20 protein-coding genes and 1 other annotated feature are annotated in these 17,020 nt (G+C 57.7%); of the genes, 8 read left to right on the top strand and 12 right to left on the bottom strand.

All coding sequences use genetic code 11. The annotated features are described in order from the left end of the window. The first annotated feature begins 112 nt into the window (after nt 1–112). The 5 genes from HNR62_RS02115 to HNR62_RS02135 all read left to right on the top strand — a co-directional run bounded on the left by HNR62_RS02115 (nt 113) and on the right by HNR62_RS02135 (nt 2,866). On the top strand, nt 113–385 hold the full coding sequence (locus tag HNR62_RS02115) for a hypothetical protein (RefSeq protein ID WP_204794455.1): 273 nt from the start codon (nt 113–115) through the stop codon (nt 383–385). A gap of 3 nt (nt 386–388) precedes the next feature. Then, nucleotides 389–628, top strand: coding sequence for a hypothetical protein (locus HNR62_RS02120; protein ID WP_204794456.1), 240 nt, complete (start codon nt 389–391; stop codon nt 626–628). A 65-nt stretch (nt 629–693) separates the two neighbouring features. After that, nucleotides 694–1,323: a peptidase M15 gene (locus HNR62_RS02125; protein ID WP_239552533.1), complete on the top strand. Its 630-nt coding sequence runs from the start codon at nt 694–696 to the stop codon at nt 1,321–1,323. 98 nt (nt 1,324–1,421) lie between these two features. After that, on the top strand, nt 1,422–1,772 hold the full coding sequence (locus HNR62_RS02130) for a GFA family protein (protein WP_204794457.1): 351 nt from the start codon (nt 1,422–1,424) through the stop codon (nt 1,770–1,772). A 131-nt stretch (nt 1,773–1,903) separates the two neighbouring features. Then, nucleotides 1,904–2,866: an arsenic resistance protein gene (locus HNR62_RS02135; RefSeq protein WP_204794458.1), complete on the top strand. Its 963-nt coding sequence runs from the start codon at nt 1,904–1,906 to the stop codon at nt 2,864–2,866. A gap of 141 nt (nt 2,867–3,007) precedes the next feature. On the opposite strand, the gene HNR62_RS02140 is transcribed toward HNR62_RS02135, so the two are convergent. Further along, nucleotides 3,008–3,463: a MarR family winged helix-turn-helix transcriptional regulator gene (locus HNR62_RS02140; protein WP_204794459.1), complete on the bottom strand. Its 456-nt coding sequence runs from the start codon at nt 3,461–3,463 to the stop codon at nt 3,008–3,010. 31 nt (nt 3,464–3,494) lie between these two features. Beyond that, a complete protein-coding gene (locus HNR62_RS02145; RefSeq protein WP_204794460.1) occupies nt 3,495–4,511 on the bottom strand; it encodes a zinc-dependent alcohol dehydrogenase family protein in 1,017 nt (338 codons plus the stop codon). An 81-nt stretch (nt 4,512–4,592) separates the two neighbouring features. Between HNR62_RS02145 and HNR62_RS02150 the strand changes: the two genes are divergently transcribed. After that, entirely contained in the window at nt 4,593–4,742 is a 150-nt protein-coding gene (locus HNR62_RS02150; protein WP_239552534.1) for a hypothetical protein, read from the top strand. A gap of 261 nt (nt 4,743–5,003) precedes the next feature. On the opposite strand, the gene hisIE is transcribed toward HNR62_RS02150, so the two are convergent. The 8 genes from hisIE to hisG form a co-directional block, all read right to left on the bottom strand. Then, nucleotides 5,004–5,642, bottom strand: coding sequence for a bifunctional phosphoribosyl-AMP cyclohydrolase/phosphoribosyl-ATP diphosphatase HisIE (gene hisIE, locus HNR62_RS02155; RefSeq protein WP_204794461.1), 639 nt, complete (start codon nt 5,640–5,642; stop codon nt 5,004–5,006). Next, nucleotides 5,635–6,408, bottom strand: coding sequence for an imidazole glycerol phosphate synthase subunit HisF (gene hisF / locus HNR62_RS02160; protein ID WP_204794462.1), 774 nt, complete (start codon nt 6,406–6,408; stop codon nt 5,635–5,637). The genes hisIE and hisF overlap by 8 nt, the downstream gene beginning before the upstream one ends. Next, the gene (hisA, locus tag HNR62_RS02165; RefSeq protein WP_204794463.1) at nt 6,390–7,127 is read right to left on the bottom strand and encodes a 1-(5-phosphoribosyl)-5-[(5-phosphoribosylamino)methylideneamino]imidazole-4-carboxamide isomerase; all 738 of its coding nucleotides are present in this window, start codon (nt 7,125–7,127) and stop codon (nt 6,390–6,392) included. Before hisA ends, hisF begins: the two co-directional genes overlap by 19 nt. A gap of 83 nt (nt 7,128–7,210) precedes the next feature. After that, entirely contained in the window at nt 7,211–7,816 is a 606-nt protein-coding gene (gene hisH, locus HNR62_RS02170) for an imidazole glycerol phosphate synthase subunit HisH (protein WP_204794607.1), read from the bottom strand. Continuing rightward, nucleotides 7,810–8,895 (bottom strand): bifunctional histidinol-phosphatase/imidazoleglycerol-phosphate dehydratase HisB, encoded by a 1,086-nt coding sequence (gene hisB / locus HNR62_RS02175; RefSeq protein WP_204794464.1) that lies wholly within the window; start codon nt 8,893–8,895, stop codon nt 7,810–7,812. The genes hisH and hisB overlap by 7 nt, the downstream gene beginning before the upstream one ends. Next, nucleotides 8,896–9,966 (bottom strand): histidinol-phosphate transaminase, encoded by a 1,071-nt coding sequence (gene hisC / locus HNR62_RS02180; protein WP_204794465.1) that lies wholly within the window; start codon nt 9,964–9,966, stop codon nt 8,896–8,898. After that, nucleotides 9,963–11,255 (bottom strand): histidinol dehydrogenase, encoded by a 1,293-nt coding sequence (hisD, locus tag HNR62_RS02185; protein WP_204794466.1) that lies wholly within the window; start codon nt 11,253–11,255, stop codon nt 9,963–9,965. The genes hisC and hisD overlap by 4 nt, the downstream gene beginning before the upstream one ends. 3 nt (nt 11,256–11,258) lie before the next feature. Next, on the bottom strand, nt 11,259–12,155 hold the full coding sequence (gene hisG, locus HNR62_RS02190) for an ATP phosphoribosyltransferase (RefSeq protein ID WP_239552548.1): 897 nt from the start codon (nt 12,153–12,155) through the stop codon (nt 11,259–11,261). Nucleotides 12,156–12,209: 54 nt separating this feature from the next. Continuing rightward, nucleotides 12,210–12,333: a sequence feature (His leader region), on the bottom strand. A 551-nt stretch (nt 12,334–12,884) separates the two neighbouring features. Here hisG and HNR62_RS02195 point away from each other — a divergent pair. After that, complete coding sequence (locus HNR62_RS02195) at nt 12,885–14,117, top strand: hypothetical protein (protein ID WP_204794468.1); 1,233 nt, start codon at nt 12,885–12,887, stop codon at nt 14,115–14,117. 8 nt (nt 14,118–14,125) lie between these two features. Further along, nucleotides 14,126–14,269, top strand: a complete 144-nt coding sequence (locus HNR62_RS02200; RefSeq protein ID WP_204794469.1) for a hypothetical protein — start codon at nt 14,126–14,128, stop codon at nt 14,267–14,269. A gap of 182 nt (nt 14,270–14,451) precedes the next feature. Here the strand turns inward: HNR62_RS02200 and hglS are convergent, their stop codons facing one another. Further along, entirely contained in the window at nt 14,452–15,885 is a 1,434-nt protein-coding gene (gene hglS, locus HNR62_RS02205) for a 2-oxoadipate dioxygenase/decarboxylase HglS (RefSeq protein WP_204794470.1), read from the bottom strand. A 320-nt stretch (nt 15,886–16,205) separates the two neighbouring features. Further along, the gene (locus tag HNR62_RS02210; RefSeq protein ID WP_204794471.1) at nt 16,206–16,937 is read right to left on the bottom strand and encodes a tRNA (adenine(22)-N(1))-methyltransferase; all 732 of its coding nucleotides are present in this window, start codon (nt 16,935–16,937) and stop codon (nt 16,206–16,208) included. Nucleotides 16,938–17,020: the final 83 nt, after the last annotated feature.

Raw genomic sequence — 17,020 nt, forward strand, 5'->3', positions numbered from 1 at the left:
CCAAGCGATTGGGCATTGGAGAAGTCGGCATGAATCGCTTAACAAACGCGTCAATTAGGACGCTCGCAAGCTCGCGCCTATTACGCGGGCGTTATGTTTTTAGGAGAGCCCTATGGCCGTTGGTATAAAAGTTGAGGGTTGCAAAGACATAAAAATCATAGACTGTGGTTTTTCTGGACTAGAAACTGGAATTGATGTTTCGGATAGCGATGATATTCATGTTGATGGCGCTGATTTTCAGAATGTAGGTACAGGGTTAAAAGCTAGAAGGGTTAAAGGGCTGAAGGCTTCAAGTTGCACCGAGACTACGAGCTCAGATTTTCGTCTAACACCGGCAGCCAAAATAGTCAGGTGGTACACAGAATATTTAAATATGAGAGGTTGACAGATGCCAATGTTCGACATAGAAGACTCAAAGGATATAGATCTTGAGAACAATAAGACCTCGAAGGAAACATTAGCCAAAATAAAAAATGTAGAGGGCCTAAAAGCTAAAGGTAATGAAGCTGGCGTAGAAAAAGAAGTATGCAAAATAGATGAAGATGTAGTGGAATTAAAGCCAAATTTCATGGGGTTTGGTATTAATCTGAGAGCGCTCTGGCGGAAACTTCTAGGTAAGGAAACATAACAAATCAATGCAGCCGACCGCTAACGCGTCGGCTGATTGAGGCGTTATGTTCCAAGGAGGTCAGTTTGCGATCACCTCAATCCGTGAAGGCGCTTGAAGAACTCGGCCGAGTGCGGTTGTCCGATTCTTTTTTCATGAGAGATTTTTTGTACTCGGAAATCTCTCAAATTGAGCGCATCCCAAATATTCCAGAGTATCCTGATATTGCAATTGAGGCGGGCCGTGGCCTGTGCCAAGAAGTCCTTGAGCCAATCCAAGCGGCTTTAGGTCGCGTTTCAATCAGATCTGGATACCGCTCACCGGCCGTGAACGCAAAAGGGGCCGAAAACAAAAATCAATATAACTGCTCCAGCAACGAGTCGAACTATGCCCACCATATTTGGGATTATCGTGATAAGAACGGCGAGATTGGAGCAACTGCTTGTATTGTTGTTAATTCGTTTGTTGACTACTACGAAAAGACTGAGGATTGGCAGGCGCTAGCGTGGTGGATTCATGACAATGTCCCTGGATACTCGTCACTATACTTCTTTCCCAAGCTTGCGGCGGTAAACATTCGCTGGAGTCCCACGCCTGAGAAATGGATAAAAAGCTACGTTCCGCCGAAAGGAACTCTGACAAAGCCTGGAGAGGAAAGCCACAATGGTAGTCATGAGACGCTATATAGAGAGTTTCTGCGTAGCATCGAAACATAACCAGTGCAGGCACGGCGACGCCTACTACATTGCGCCTTCGGCTCCATTTCGTAGGCGCGCATGCTGCAAGCGTTATATTACAAATGGAGAGTTGTGTAATGTTGTACAAAGGTAGTTGTCATTGCGGTTCGGTAGAGTTCCAATTTTCAGGCAATGAAATTGTTAGTGGTTTGCGTTGTAATTGTTCCCTTTGTGAGAAGAAAGGCGCAATCATGACCGAATATGCTGTAGAGTCAGACAATATTACAATATCAAACCATTCAGACTCTTTGGCAACTTACGAATTTGGTAGCAAAATAGCTAAGCATTATTTTTGTAATAAGTGCGGTATTTATACTTTTCATCAAACTAAGGTTAAGCCTGGTTGTTATCGTATAAACATAGGCTGTATAAACGGTCTTGACTCGACAAATATGCCGTTTAAAATCCATGATGATGCTTCGGTGTAACTTCATTATAACAAGTCACTAAAAAGGATAAATAACAGTTGGTTTTTGCTCCTTCGTCGCTTATTTTAACCAGCTATTATTTTCCTCTTGGTGAGGCGTTAAGCGGTAATCGAACAACGAGGTTCTGATCTTTGAAACGAGATAAACTGGAAAAATATCAAGTATTTTTTTATCTGGCTGGAATCCTTTTGGGGTTGTTGGTCGGGGTAAAGTTTTCTGAGCAATCGCGGATTTTAGAATGGGCTTTGTGGCCCTTGCTAGGCATGCTCCTGTATACGACTTTTACTCAGATCCCTCTGGCGCATCTGCGAGAAGCATTCTCTGATTCCCGCTTTATGTTGGCAGCGGTGATTGTAAATTTCGTTGTTCTTCCGCTGATTGTGTGGGGTTTAATGTCCGTTGGCCCCAACTTACCTGCCGTCAAGTTGGGCATCCTCTTGGTGTTGTTGGTTCCGTGTACTGACTGGTTTATCACCTTCACACACTTGGGTGGAGGGGATACAAAACGGGCCATTGCCTTTTCGCCTGTTAGTCTTTTGCTTCAGCTAATCCTCCTGCCGATTTATATATGGCTTTTTCTTGGCTCGGAAATAACAACCAGCGTGATGCAGCGAGAGTTAATTCTGGCCTTCTTCGGACTTATCGTCCTCCCCCTGTTAGCGGCATTTGTAACCGAAAAATGGGCTGAAAAACGAGAAGGCAGAGAAACTATTTTGAATGCGTTTGCCTGGTTGCCCGTTCCACTGCTAGCGTTGGTTGTGTTTTCTATAGCGGCGGCGCAAGTCAATGTGGTCATTGATTCATTGGGCATACTACCAAGCTTGCTTGCAGTGTTTTTTGCATTTCTTATGATATCTGGGTTTTTATCTGTAGTGCTTTCAAAAATATTTTCATTGCCGACAAATCAAGGCAGAGCTCTTGCTTTCAGTTTAGGTAGCAGAAATTCATTTGTGGTTCTTCCCCTTGCGCTCTCTCTGTCTTCATCTTTTGATCTTGCGGTTGTAGTTATTGTATTTCAGTCATTGGTTGAGTTGTTTGGGATGGCCGCTTACATATGGTGGGTTCCAAAACAATTATTTCGTTCAGCTACATGAGTGCGGTGGCGCTTAACAAAGCCAAGCACAACGACAGCTTGTCCGTTGCGGCTTCGCCTTCACTATAAAGCTGCGCGTGTTGGCGGCGTTGCGATGAGTTGATACGCCTCTGCGCCGCTGGCCATTTCTCCTATGCGTGGCTCAGCGCTCGAGGGCCGAGATGAGCTGATTCAGGCTGGTGGCGAGGGACTCCGTTTCTGCCATCGAGAAGGACACGTTCCGCCGGAAAGCTTCGGCAATCCGACGCGCAGGCGCGTGCAGAGCGCGCCCTGCGTCCGTAAGGGAGATCAACACCCGTCGCTCATCGGCTTCATCGCGCCGCCGCACCACGAACCCGCCAATTTCCAGGCGCTTGAGAAGCGGCGTCAGGGTGCCGCTGTCAAGGTGGAGCCGTTCACCGATAGCGCCGACGGTCTGTGGCTCGGATTGCCACAGCACCAGCATCACCAGGTACTGCGGGAACGTGAGTCCGAGTTCGGCCAGCAGCGGCCGGTATTGGCGGGTGACGAGGTTCGATGCGGCATAGAGACCGAAACACACCTGCCGGTCGAGCGACATCAGGTCGTCAAATGCAGGGGGGGTGTTATTTTCTGACATCTTGATTCTCGGTCCGGAAAGTCGGCGGCAACTATTGCGTCAGCTCGATCACGACCTTGCCGAAATGCGCTCCCGACTCAAGGTAGCGGTAGGCTTCCTTCGCCTCGGCAAACGGGAACACGCGATCGACCACCGGCTTGATGCCGGCTCCCGCAACGAGCTTCACTGTCTGCTCAAGCATGGCGCGGCTGCCGACGTAGATGCCAACCATGCGCCTGGCACTGAGCGCCAGGGAGAACGGATTGACCTCACCACCGAAGCCGCTAACGCCCCCGATGACGGCGATGCTCCCGCCCACGGCCGTGGACGCGACAGAGCGGGTGATGGTTCCCTGGCCGCCTACTTCCAGTACCACGTCAACTCCCTCGCCGCCGGTCAGACGCAGCACCTCGTCTTGCCACTCGGGGGTCGTACGATAATTGATCGTCTCATCCGCACCCAGGGCACGGGCTTGCACCAGTTTTTCATCGCTGGACGAGGTGATGATCGCTCGCAAACCTGCGGCCTTTGCCATCTGCAGGCCCAGGATCGAAACACCGCCGGTGCCAAGCAGGAGAACGGTATCGCCAGGCCACACATCGGATGACTCGAAGATGGCATTCCATGCGGTGACACCCGCGCAGGGGAGCGTGGACGCCTCGACATAGCTCAGCTGGTCCGGGATCTTCACCAGAGTTTCCTCGTGCAGTGTGACTTCCTCGGCAAGCATGCCGTCGACGTCACCACCGAGTGCGCTCCGCACCTTGGCTTGGGCGGGCCTGCCTTCGAACCAGTCGGGAAAGAAGGATGCCGCCACCCGGTCGCCAGGTTGTACTCGGCTGACCATCGAGCCGACCGCAATCACGTCTCCCGCCCCATCGGAACAGGGAATGACCGGAATGTCTATCTTCACCGGGTACGCGCCGTTGGCGACCATCAGATCGCGATAGTTCAACGATACGGCTCTCACCTTTACGCGTACTTCGTAAGGTTCGAGAGGGCGCTCGACAATGTCTTCCAGCCGCAGTCCGTCGATCTTCCCGCCATGCGAGATCCGATAAGCCTTCATGGTCACTCCTTAAAGTTGCCAGTCAACGCGCGCTCCATCCACAAGCGGGGGCGCTTCGTGGTCTGATTGTACGCAAATATATTGCGCACAATCAAATTGGGTCTCAAGTGCTCGAACAATCCCACCATCGAGGTCCATCCGGACAGCCCCCGTGCCACCCCCGAGCAATGCAATGCCGCCCAGGTGGCTGCCGTGTGTGCGGGCATCGACTACGCGCTGGTGCACCGGTAGGGCCGGGAAAGCGTGGCTCTTGTATTTTACATAAAGTTTGCCTTCACGAAGTTGATTGTAACTGTTCGTGAGCTGCGTTCCGTCGTTTGGTGTTGGCTGATGATGTTGAGCGGTATCTTCGGGTTTGTATTGTTTGTGAGAGATCGCAAATGGATTCCCGCCTTCGCGAGAATGACAAAGGAAGGGTCGCGAGAATGGCGGGAAAGAGTTGCCGGCTTCTGGAGGGTAAAGAAAAGGCGGGCTTTTGCCCGCCTTGTGCGTTTATTTGCTGTGTCGTTCCTGCAGCTTGGCGACCACGTCGCTCAGTTGCAGGCCTTCCTGCTGCAGCAGCACCGTCAGGTGATAGAGCAGATCGGCGGACTCGCACACCAGCTCGTCGTGATCGTGCACCGTGGCGGCGAGGGCGGTTTCTACCCCTTCTTCACCCACCTTCTGGGCGATGCGCTTGGTGCCGCTGGCGTACAGGCTGGCGGTGTAGCTGGACTTGGGGTCGGCGCCCTTGCGGCTGGCGATCACCTGCTCCAGCTCGGCGATAAAGGTCAGGTCGGGCACCTGTTGTTCGTTGAAGCAGGACACATTGCCCAGGTGGCAGGTGGGGCCCACGGGATCGACCATCACCAATAAAGTGTCGTTGTCGCAGTCGGTGCTGATGTCTTTCAGTTGCAGCACGTGGCCGGAGCTTTCGCCCTTGGTCCACAGTCGGTTCTTGGTGCGGCTGAAAAAGGTGACCTGGCGGGTGTCCAGGGTCTTGGCCAGGGCGTCCTTGTTCATGTAGCCCAGCATCAGTACCCGGCCGCTGTGGCAGTCCTGCACCACGGCGGGCATGAGGCCGTCTACCTTGTCCCAGTCCAGCTGGTCGGCATCGAATGTTTTATTATCAACGCGGTTGGCATCAGTCACGTATTACCACTCCTTGCTGTTTCAGGTACTGCTTGAGCTCACCGATATCGATGATGCCCTTGTGAAAGACGGAGGCGGCCAGGGCGCCGTCGACGTCTGCTTCGAGAAAGGCATCACGGAAGTGTGCCATTTCGCCGGCGCCGCCGGAGGCGATCAGCGGTACCTTGCACAGGGAGCGTACCTTGAGCAGTTGCTCCAGGTCGTAACCCTGACGCACGCCATCCTGGTTCATTACGTTGAGCACGATTTCGCCGGCACCGCGCTGCTGCACTTCCTGCACCCAGTCGAAGGTGTTCCATTGGGTCACCTGGGTGCGGCTTTCGTCGCCGGTGAACTGATGCACCTGATACTGGCCGGTGGCTTCATCGAAGTAGGAGTCGATGCCGACGACGATGCACTGCACGCCGAAGGTGTCGGCCAGTTCGGTGATCAACGCGGGGTTGGCCAGCGCCGGGGAGTTGATGGAAATCTTGTCGGCGCCGAACTCCAGCAGGCGGGCCGCGTCTTCGACGGATTTAATGCCGCCGGCCACGCAGAAGGGAATGTCGATCACTTCCGCTACCCGGCTGACCCAGCTTTTGTCGACCACGCGATCCTGACTGCTGGCGGTGATGTCATAAAACACCAGCTCGTCGGCGCCTTCGGCCGCATAACGCTGGGCCAGGGGGACTATGTCGCCGATGATTTCGTGGTTACGGAATTTCACGCCCTTGACCACCTGGCCGTCCTTGACGTCCAGGCAGGGAATTATGCGTCTTGCCAGCATGCGATTGCCTCCGCCACGGTGAATTTACCTTCCAGCAGCGAGCGACCCAAAATCACCCCGGCCACGCCGGTGCCCTTGAGCGCGTCCACATCATCGATGCTGCCGATGCCGCCGGACGCCTGCCACAGAATGGTGGGGTAGCGGGCGGCCAGCTCGCGATACAGCGCCACGTTGGAGCCGGTGAGGGTGCCGTCCTTCGAGATGTCGGTGCACAGCACATGGCAGAGACCGGCGGGCAGATAATGTTCGAGCAGGGACTCGATGGTGATGCCGCTGTCTTCCTGCCAGCCGGCGATGGCGATTTTCTTCTCGCCCTCGGGGGTGATGTTGATGTCCAGCGCCAGCACGATGCGATCGGGGCCGTATTGCTTGATCCAGCTGGTGACCAGCTCGGGCTTCTTGACGGCGGTAGAGCCAATCACCACCCGCTGGGCGCCGATGTCGAGCAGGTCTTTCACGTCCTGCTCGGTGCGGATGCCGCCGCCTATCTGTACCGGTACCGGGGTGTTTTCAATCAACTGCTTGATGACGTCAAGCTGGCGTTGGCTGCTGTCTTTGGCGCCGTCCAGATCTACCAGGTGCAGTTGGGTGGCGCCTTCGGCCACATAGAGGTCGAACCGCTCTTGCGGCGAGGCGGTATATTCGGTTTTTTGCTGGTAGTCGCCCTGATACAGGCGCACTACCTTGCCACCGATCAAGTCTATGGCAGGAATAATCATGTGTTACGGCTCCAGAAAGTGTTCAGCTGTTGGGCACCTTGCCGCATCCGATCATTCAAATCGATTGCAGGAATAATCATGTGTTACAGCTCCAGAAAGTTTTTCAGCAGTTGGGCACCGGCGGCACCGGAGCGCTCCGGGTGGAATTGCACGCCAAAGAAATTGGCCTGGCCGATGGCGGCGCTGAAGGTCTGGCCATGCTGGCTCGATGCCAGGGTGTATTCGCCCACCGGCACCGCGTAGGAATGCACGAAGTAGAAGAAGCTGCCTTCGGGAATGTCCTTGAACAGCGGGTGACCGGGCATGGGGGTGATTTGGTTCCAGCCCATGTGTGGCAGGCGAATACCGTCGCTGCTTGCCATGTGGGTGCAGTCGGCCTCGATTTTACCGAGGCAGTCGACGTCTCCTTCTTCGGAGCGGCTCACCAGCATCTGCATACCGAGGCAGATGCCCAGCACCGGCTGCTGCAGCCGGTTGATGAGTTCAATCAGGTTGCGCTCTTTCAGGTTTTTCATGGCCTCGCGGGCGGTGCCCACGCCGGGCAGCAGCAGCTTGTCGGCGGCCAGCACCACCTCCGGATCCTTGCTGACGGTGACGTCATAGCCCAGGCGCTCTATGGCGTAGCGCACCGACGACAGGTTGGCGCAACCGGTATCGATAATCACGACGTTAACAGAGTGGCTCACAATACCCCCTTGCTGGAGGGCAGTTCATTGCCTTCCACCTTGATGGCCTGACGCAGGGCGCGGCCGAAGCCCTTGAACACGCTTTCCACCATGTGGTGGGTGTTGTCGCCGGTGACCTTGAGGTGAATATTGGCGGCCAGGCCGTCGCTCAGGCTGCGGAAGAAGTGGGGTACCATTTCCACCGACATATCGCCGACCTTGTCTTGCCGGAAGTCACCGTCGAACTTCATGTAGGGGCGACCGGACAAGTCCAGGGTCACGGCGGCTTCGCATTCGTCCATCGGCAGCACAAAACCGAAGCGGCCGATGCCGCGCTTGTTGCCAAGCGCCTTGCGCAGTGCTTCGCCCAATGCCAGTGCCGTGTCTTCCACCGTGTGGTGATCGTCTATGTGCAGATCGCCATCCACCGCCACCGTCAGCTGAAATCCGCCGTGGGTGGCAATCTGATCCAGCATGTGATCGAAGAAGTGCAGCCCGGTGTTAATCCGGTTGCCGCCCTGGGTGTCCAGGTCAAGCGCGATGCGAATGTCGGTTTCCTTGGTGGTGCGGGTCACCTCGGCGGTACGGCCCCGACTCAGCAGCCGCGCCACTATCTGGGGCCAGCCGAGCTTCTCCTGGTTTACATCACCGTGACCGTAGTGCAGACCGGGCAGTCCCATGTTGTCGGCCAGGTCCATGTCGGTCTGGCGATCGCCGATCACCCAGGAGTCGGTAAAGTCGATGCGACCGGCCTGCAGGTAATCTTTCACCAGGCCCAGACGCGGCTTGCGGCAGGCGCAGTCGTCGTGCTGGAAGTGGGGGCAGATCAGCACGTCCTGGAAGTTCACGCCCTGGGAGCCGAGGATCTGCATCATCAGCTTGTGGGGGGCGTCAAAGTCGGCCTGCGGAAAGCTGTCGGTACCCAGGCCGTCCTGATTGGTGACCATCACCAGTTTGTAGCCTGCGTCCTGCAGCTTGAGCAGGGCCGGGATCACGCCGGGCAGAAAGGCCAGCTTGTCGAGCCGGTCCAGTTGTTTGTCTACCGCCGGCTCTTCTACCATGGTGCCGTCGCGATCGATAAATAAGATGCGTTCCTTAGTCACTTATTGCTCCTGTTGCAGTATCTGGAGTACCGCGTCCATTTCGGCGCTGTTGCCGATGGTGATTCTAATACAGTCGGAAAGTCCCGGTTTGCTGGCAAAGTCCCGCAGTATGATACCGGCCTGGCTCATGCGGGCAAAGACATGGCTGCCGGGCGCGAAACGCACCAGCAGGTAGTTGCCGTTGGGGGCGAAGACTTCTTTCACCTGGTCTTTTATCTGGGCGTTCTGGCGTAACTGCTCGGCGAGCGTCGCCTTGAGCGTATTGATCTCGGCGACCCGCTCACGCATGGTCGCCAGCCCGGCCTCGTTCAGGGCCTGGGCGGCAATCTGGGCCACCGGCTCGGGAACCGGGTAGGGGGCGATGACCTTCAGCAGCAGGCCGATCACTTCCGGGTTGGCCAGGGTAAAGCCGCAGCGAATGCCGGCCAGACCGAAGGCCTTGGACAGGGTGCGGATCAGCACCAGCTGCGGGTAGTCGGCCAGCAATCCGGCCTGAGTGGATTCGGGGCAGAATTCGATGTAGGCCTCGTCCACCACCACCAGCGCCCGGTCTTTGGCCGCGTCGAGCAGGCGCAACAGGCCGGCGCTGTCCACCAGGTCGCCGGTGGGGTTGTTGGGCGAGCACAGGAACACCAGCTTGACCTGATCGAGCTGTTTTATGATGCCGTCGAAGTCGGGCTGTCGATCAGCACGCAGCGGCACATCGACGATGCCCACGCCGTTGGTCTCGGCGCTGATGGCGTACATGCCGTAGGTGGGCGTGCAGATCAGGATCTTGTCCCGGCCCGGCTCGCAGAAGGTGCGGATCAGCAATTCTATGCCTTCGTCGCCGCCGCGGCTGACCAGCACCTGCTCCGGGCTCACCCCCGCGTAGGCCGCATAGGCATTGATGACCTGGGGCGGCTGGCACTCGGGGTAACGGTTCAGCCGCGAACAATCGAGGCGGTATTCACCGCTGTCGGCCGCTTCGTTGGCGTTGAGCCAGATGTGGCCCTGGCCACCGATGCGCCGGGCCGACTGATAGGGGGTCAGGGCCTGCACCTGGGCGCGGGCCAGTTGGGTGATGCTCATGCTTGCTTCTCCAGTTTGGCCAGCCGCAGGCTGACCGCATTCTTGTGGGCATCCAGGGTTTCGGTGGCCGCCAGCAGCTCGACTGCCGGGCCTATGGCGCGCAGTCCTTCCGGACTCAGCTCCTGTACCGTAAAGCGGCGCTGGTAATCGGCCAGCCCCAGGCTGGAATAGGTGCGAGAATAGCCGTAGGTGGGCAGGGTGTGATTGGTGCCGCTGGCGTAATCGCCCACCGACTCCGGGGTCCAGGCGCCGAGAAAGATGGAACCGGCGTTTTTAAGCCGGGGCAGCAGGGCACGCGGGTCTTGGGTTTGCACTATCAGGTGCTCGGGGGCATAGGCGTTGGAAATCACCACGGCCTGTGTCAGGCAGTCACAGATAAAGGTACGGCTCTCGGCCAGGGCCTGACGGGCGATGTCGGCCCGGGACAGCTGCGCCAGCTGTTGCTCCAGCGCGATGTTGACCTTTTCCGCCAGCTTGCGGCTCGGCGTCACCAGTATCACCTGGGAGTCGGGGCCGTGCTCGGCCTGAGACAGCAGATCCGAGGCGATAAAGTCGGCATCGGCGGTGTCGTCGGCGATCACCAGCACTTCGGACGGGCCGGCGGGCATGTCGATGGCGGCGCCATTCACGTCCGAAGACACCTGCTGTTTGGCCTCGGTCACCCAGGCATTGCCCGGGCCGAAGATCTTGTCGACCTTGGTCACGGTGTCACTGCCGTAGGCCATGGCCGCCACCGCCTGGGCGCCGCCCAGGGTATAGATGGCATCCACACCACAGCGGCGGGCGGTATAGATGATGGCGTCGTTGATGGGCGGCGGCGAGCACAAGACCACTCGTTCGCAGCCGGCCAGGCGGGCCGGAATGGCCAGCATCATCACGGTGGATACCAGGGGCGCACTGCCACCGGGCACATAGAGGCCGACCTTTTCCAGCGGCTGAAAGTGCAGCTCGCAGCGCACGCCGGGGCTGGTGTCCAGCGCTATGGGTTGCGGCAGCTGGGCGCGGTGAAAGGTTTCTATGTTGCCGATGGCCAGCTCGATTGCGGCCTTCAGCTCGTCGTCGACCCGGTCGGCGGCGGTGTCGATTTCCTGTGGTGACAGCTGCAGGGTGCTGCGCTCGGCGCGATCCAGGGTACGGGTCAGCTCAATCAGGGCGGCGTCACCGCCCTCGCGTACTTTTGCAATGATGTCGGCCACCTGGGCTTCGCGTCCGCCCTGAGCCTGGGCCGGGCGGCGCAGTGCGTCTGCCTGCTCGGTGCTATTCAGTTGCTTCCATTCAAGAATCTTCATGCTTTACTCCATCATCTTCTCGATGGGCAGCACCAGAATGGAGGAGGCACCCAGGGCCTTGAGGCCTTCCATGGTTTCCCAGAACATGTCTTCGCTGCTCACCATGTGAATGGCCACCTGGTTGCTTTCTCCGGCCAGGGACATGATGGTCGGGCGTTCGGCGCCGGGCAGCAGGTCAATCACCGCTTCCAGTCGATCCTTGGGCGCGTGCAGCATGATGTATTTGCTCTCGCGTGCCTGTTGCAGGCCCTGAATACGAGGCAGCAGACGGTCGATAACCTGTTGCTTGGCGGTCGGCAGGGGGCTGGCGCTCTGGATCAGCACCGCCTTGGAGCGAAAGATGACGTCGGTTTCGACCAGGCCGTTGGCTTCCAGGGTGGCACCGGTCGACACCAGGTCACAGATGGCGTCGGCCACCCCGGCGCGGGGGGCCACTTCTACCGAGCCGTTCAGCATCACGCTCTTGAACTTCACGCCCTGGCTGTCCATGTAGCGCTTGAGCAACCAGGGGTAGGAGGTGGCGATACGCTTGCCTTCCAGGCTTTGTGGACCCTGATAGTCGAACTCTTGCGCCACCGCCAGCGACAGGCGGCAGCCGCCGAAGTCCAGGCGCTTGAGCACGTTGTAATCGGCGCTCTCGCCCTGGGCCTGGCGTTCCATCAGGGTTTCTTCCAGCACGTTTTCACCGACCACACCCAGGTCGACCACACCGTCCATCACCAGACCGGGAATGTCGTCATCGCGCACCAGCAGCAAGTCGATGGGCATGTTTTCGGCGTGGGCGATCAGGCGCTGTTCACGCAGGTTGAGTTTGACGCCGCAGCCCTTGAGCAGCTTCTGGCATTCGGTGCTGAGGCGGCCCGACTTTTGAATGGCGATGCGGAGGCGATTTTGATCCAGTGTCATGATGTTGTGTCCCTGTCAGTAAGATAAAGTTTGTAAAAATCACGTAAAACGAAAAAACCCTCGGGAGCGATACTTCCGAGGGTTTATGTATTCTGTCCTGCTGGAAGCCGCCAAGGGATAGGCCTTCCAGAATAAAATTCTGAAAGCCTAGTCGGGATGATGATGGTGGTGATGCTTGGCGTTGTGCAGGAAGTTCATAATAGGGTTGGCCTGTGTCTCTCTTGAGGTCTGGGACCACATTAGCAAGCCGAACCGGTTTTGCCAACCCTGGATTGCAAGAAACTTTTGGCTGCAATACCGGGGGGTGCCTTCCTCTTGATAATGTTTCGCATGGCTCCCTAGTGAACTATAGGGTGATTTTTGTTTTTTGCAGTAAATGTACATAATTATTCACACCTTGCCGGTGGAATATATGGCTTGTATACAGGAAATGACCAGCTGCCCCGGGTCTTGATAGCTTGAATATTGTCAGTAGGGGGCGAGGTTTCGTTCCCGTGCAGCACCATGCAGCATGGTGCTGCATGGTGCATCAGCCCGGGCTTGACTAAGGTTAACGGCAAGGTGTTGTTCAAAAAACAAGCAGCCCAGGGAGGGAACATAAGATCTAAAGGATGCATTACTCTGCTATTTACTGCCCGTTCAATGCCTTGAAAGCACGGCTCCCCCTCCATCGGGTGGTGGTGCCGTTATCCAGGAATGCAGTGAAGCAAGAGGAGAATCATCATGGCCCATCAAAAAACACTAGTGGCTACGGCCATTGTCTGTGCCATGTCCAGCGGACCCGTATTGGCCCAGACCGAGGCGCAGGAACTGGATCAGCTCAAGCGCCAGCTTGGTACCTTGCTTGAGCGGGTCAATCAGCTTGAAAGCAAAACACAGAACGCCGAAGCGCGGGCCCAGGCGGCGGAAACCAAGGCCGAGACCCTGAGTTCCCCCGGGGCGCCGGCCGCTGTCGGCTCGGGTAATGACAAAATAAGGGTCTCGGTATCCGGTCACGTCAACCGGGCCCTGCTGGTGGTCGACGACGGTGAGGAAACCGATCTCTACCATGTTGATAACGACAGTTCCTCTACCCGGTTACGGGTAATCGGTGAGGGGGATGTTAACTCCGAGCTGACGGTGGGGACCGCCATCGAGGTGCAGTTGGAGTCCAATTCATCCTTCAGTGTCAGCCAGGATAATGAATCGCCGAGTGGCGACAGTATTTCCGATCGCCGGCTGGAGGTGTATTTCGATCACGACCGGCTGGGCAAGCTGTGGATGGGTAAAGGGTGGACCGCCAGTGAAGACAGCTCCGAGATGGACTTGTCCGGTACCGCCCTGGTCGGTTATTCCTCTACCGCCGATATTGCCGGCGGCATCAAGTTCCGCGATGGGGCCGGTAACCTGAGCGCGACCCGAGTGGGGGACGTCTTTATCAACCTGGACGGCCTGGGTCGGCGCAACCGCCTGCGCTACGACACCCCGAGTATGGGTGGGATGAAACTGGCGGCCAGTGCGGTGGAAGACAGTGCCTGGGATACGGCGCTGACCTATGCCGCCGAACATAGCATGGGTACCATGGCGGCGGCGGTGGCCTATTCGGATCAGCAAAACAACAGCGGTCAGATCAACGGCTCGGCGTCCTTCCTGCATAACAGCGGGGTCAGTGTGACCCTGGCGGCCGGGGAGCGGGACAGCGGAGCGCTGGATCCCAACTTTGTCTACGGCAAGCTGGGGTATCAGAACCAGTGGTTTGACGCCGGTAAGACCGCATTTTCTGCCGACTACCATGTGGCCAATCATGCTCAGGTGAGAAGTGACAAGGCCAGGTCCGTCGGGGTACAGATGGTGCAGAATGTCGACCACTGGGCGACCGAGCTTTATGTGGGCTATCGCAACTATGATCTGGAGCGGGCGGGAGATAACCTGGACGATGCGGATGCCTTGATTGCCGGTGCCCGAATCAAGTTCTAGGAGGTGTGATGAAGGTCATCGCCATGCTGGCCCTGCTGCTGTTGCTTGGTGGCTGCAGCGGGACGCCGGTTCAATACCACAGCGAACGGGAAATACCCGAGGGGCCGGGCCTGCTGACCGGCGCCGACGGGGCTTATCTGTACCAGAGATAAGCAATATCGTCTAACTATCGTCTAACTATCGTCACCCTCGCGAAGGCGGGGGTCCAGTGTCTTTGCAGGTGAACCGCAGTCTGACTGTTCTGCGCCACTGCGCCACAGGTCCTGGATTCCCGCCTTCGCGGGAATGACGACCGAACCACTTCTGTTATACGGCATCGGGCAACTCGGTGCTTTCAGGCACCTAACGCTTCACGTACCTGCCGAGCCGACTCATCCTGCATCTTGGCGTAGAGGCCGAACTCGTCGATCACCGGGCAACCCAGTGCCTGCTCGAACGCCGCCTGATTGGCATTCTGGGCGTAGGCCTGATGCTGCACACCGCCCAGGTTGGACTGGAATATGCCGGCGGCGCTGACCGGCAGAAAGTCTTCGTAGATGATGGGGGTGGCCTTGACCAGGCCGGCCTCGATCAGTGCCTCCATATCATCACTGCTGACATCACCACTACTAGGTTCACCGCGTTCACCAGGTTCACCAGGTTCACCAGGTTCACCACTGTGTTCACCAAGAGCCGACTGCTGGCGCCCGGTCTCGGTCAGGCCATAACGGAAATAGCCCAGTTGCCGTGTGCGCAGGCTGTCTTCATCGTCCGGAAACTCGGCGAATACCTCCGCCAGCCGGCGTTGATGGGCCTCGTTATCGTTCTCGGCCGGCGCCTGGCGCGAGCGGTTGAGCAGCTCGTCGTAGAGGGCGCGCCCCTTGGGCGTGAGCGCCATGCCGCGCTGTTCGATTTCACCGAAGCGAGCGGTATGGGTGCCGGTCTGTTCGCCGGCAAAGCGAACCGGTTCTTCCAGTGCGGTAAAGCTGGTCTGACGCAGCAATATGGGGCAACGGCGGCGGGGCGGGCCTTCGATCACCGCCTTGGGGTTGATGCCCAGCTTGGGCATCTGCTGTTGCACGCGGTCGATGTCCAGCGTTCTCGGTGTCAGGTGATTGATATGGGGGCCGCGAAAGCAGACCACGTCGGCAATAAGCCGGTGAGCGTCCTGCAGGGCCCGGTATCCGGCCAGGCTGACGGTGGCATTCTGGTGCCAGCGGAAGGTCTCCAGCACCTCGGCCACGAAGTGGCGGGCCTGTGCTTCGGTCAGGCCACCCTGTTCTTCGGCCTGAGCGACCAGCCGCCGCGCCCCGGCGGTAAAGATGTCGCGCGCGGCCAGTATCTCGGCCGCGCGCGCCCGCAGAGTATTATCTGCAATCAGCTCCAGGCGCAGCAGCGAGGTGAAAATACGGAACGGATTGCGTCGCAGCGAGGTGTCGTCGGTGGGGCGAAAAGCGGTGGAGTGCACCGGTACCCCGGCTTCGGACAAGTCGTAATAGCCGACCGGGTGCATGCCCATGATGGCGAAGACCCGGCGCAGCATCGTGAGCTCGGCGGCGGTGCCAACCCGAATGGCTCCATGGCGTTCCAGACTCAGTCGGTCCAGCTCACCGTTTTGCTGCAATTGTTGCCGTAACGCAGGATCGGCGGCCAGTACCTGCTCGTTGACCTCGGCCACCAGCTGCATCAGGGTGCCGTACTGGGGCACTTCCTGCTGGTACATGCGAGACATGGAGTCGGAAAACAGGGTGCGGATATCATCCGCGGGCAAGAAAGTGTCGTGCGTCATGATGCTGATGTCCTTTGAACAGTCCTTTGAACTATGAGCTTTGAACTATGAGCTTTGAACTATGAGCTTTGAACTATGAGCTTTGAACTATGAGATGCCGATACTTCAACGTTAATACCTTCACTTCAATACCTCCACCTTAATAAGCAACACCCTATAACTGATATGGATTCTGGCGCTGGTTTGCCTTTATCGTCACCCTCGCGAAGGCGGGGGTCCAGTGCCTTTGCAGGCAACCAGCAGCCTGACCGTTCTGCGCCACACGTCCTGGATTCCCGCCTTCGCGGGAATGACGACAGAGCCATAGCTGTTATGCAGCATTACTTACCGCATAGTGAATGATGACAAACGGCGACGGTTCGCGAATGCAGTGGCTGAACAGTAACAGCCCGATAGGCCGCTATGATGTGCTGCACGTCCGTTTTCCGACCCCCTTGTACTCGTTGATAATGCGCGAGTGTCTTGCGCAGGTATCGGGAGGCGGTATCGGCCTGCTCGGGGCTGTGGGCTTGCCAGATCTGTTCGCCGACGGCACTCACTTTGTTCCGGTGTTGCCTGTCGTCGGGCCGGGGCGAGACCAGCAGCAGTTCGTAGAAGCGCCGGTTTTCTTCCAGCAGTCGCTCTTGCTGCAGATGAAAGCCCAGCCGGATCAGTTGCTGACGCAAGGTGAACTGATGATGGACAGGACACAGCAGGAAGTCGATGTCGGCATCGGGGTTGGCCCCATGAATGGCGCGCACCAGCTGTACCATCAGGTCGCCGCCCACCCCGGCGATGATCACCAGCTGCCTGCCATCATGATGAGACAACGGCAGGGCGGCCACGTCGATGCAGTGGACCTGCCATGCCGACCGGGGATAAAAGCGCCGTAGCCGGGATTCCAGCTCGTTCATCAGCTCGGGCACGATATCGACGAAGTGTATAAAGGGCGCGGCCAGACGAGATAACAAGGCGGCGCCCAGTAAACCGTGATCACAGCAACAATCCCAGATGTGGCTATAGCCCGGTTCGACCATGGCGTCGATGTGCCGGAGTCGTTTGCCGATTTTCATGATGAGCGCCTGCAGAGTAAAGCGACGCAGTATATCAGCGTCGGCCGGCCTTGCGTATTGGCCGATATCATGCCGTTTGCCGC

Source organism: Oceanisphaera litoralis, assembly GCF_016907015.1.
Lineage (GTDB): Bacteria > Pseudomonadota > Gammaproteobacteria > Enterobacterales > Aeromonadaceae > Oceanimonas > Oceanimonas litoralis.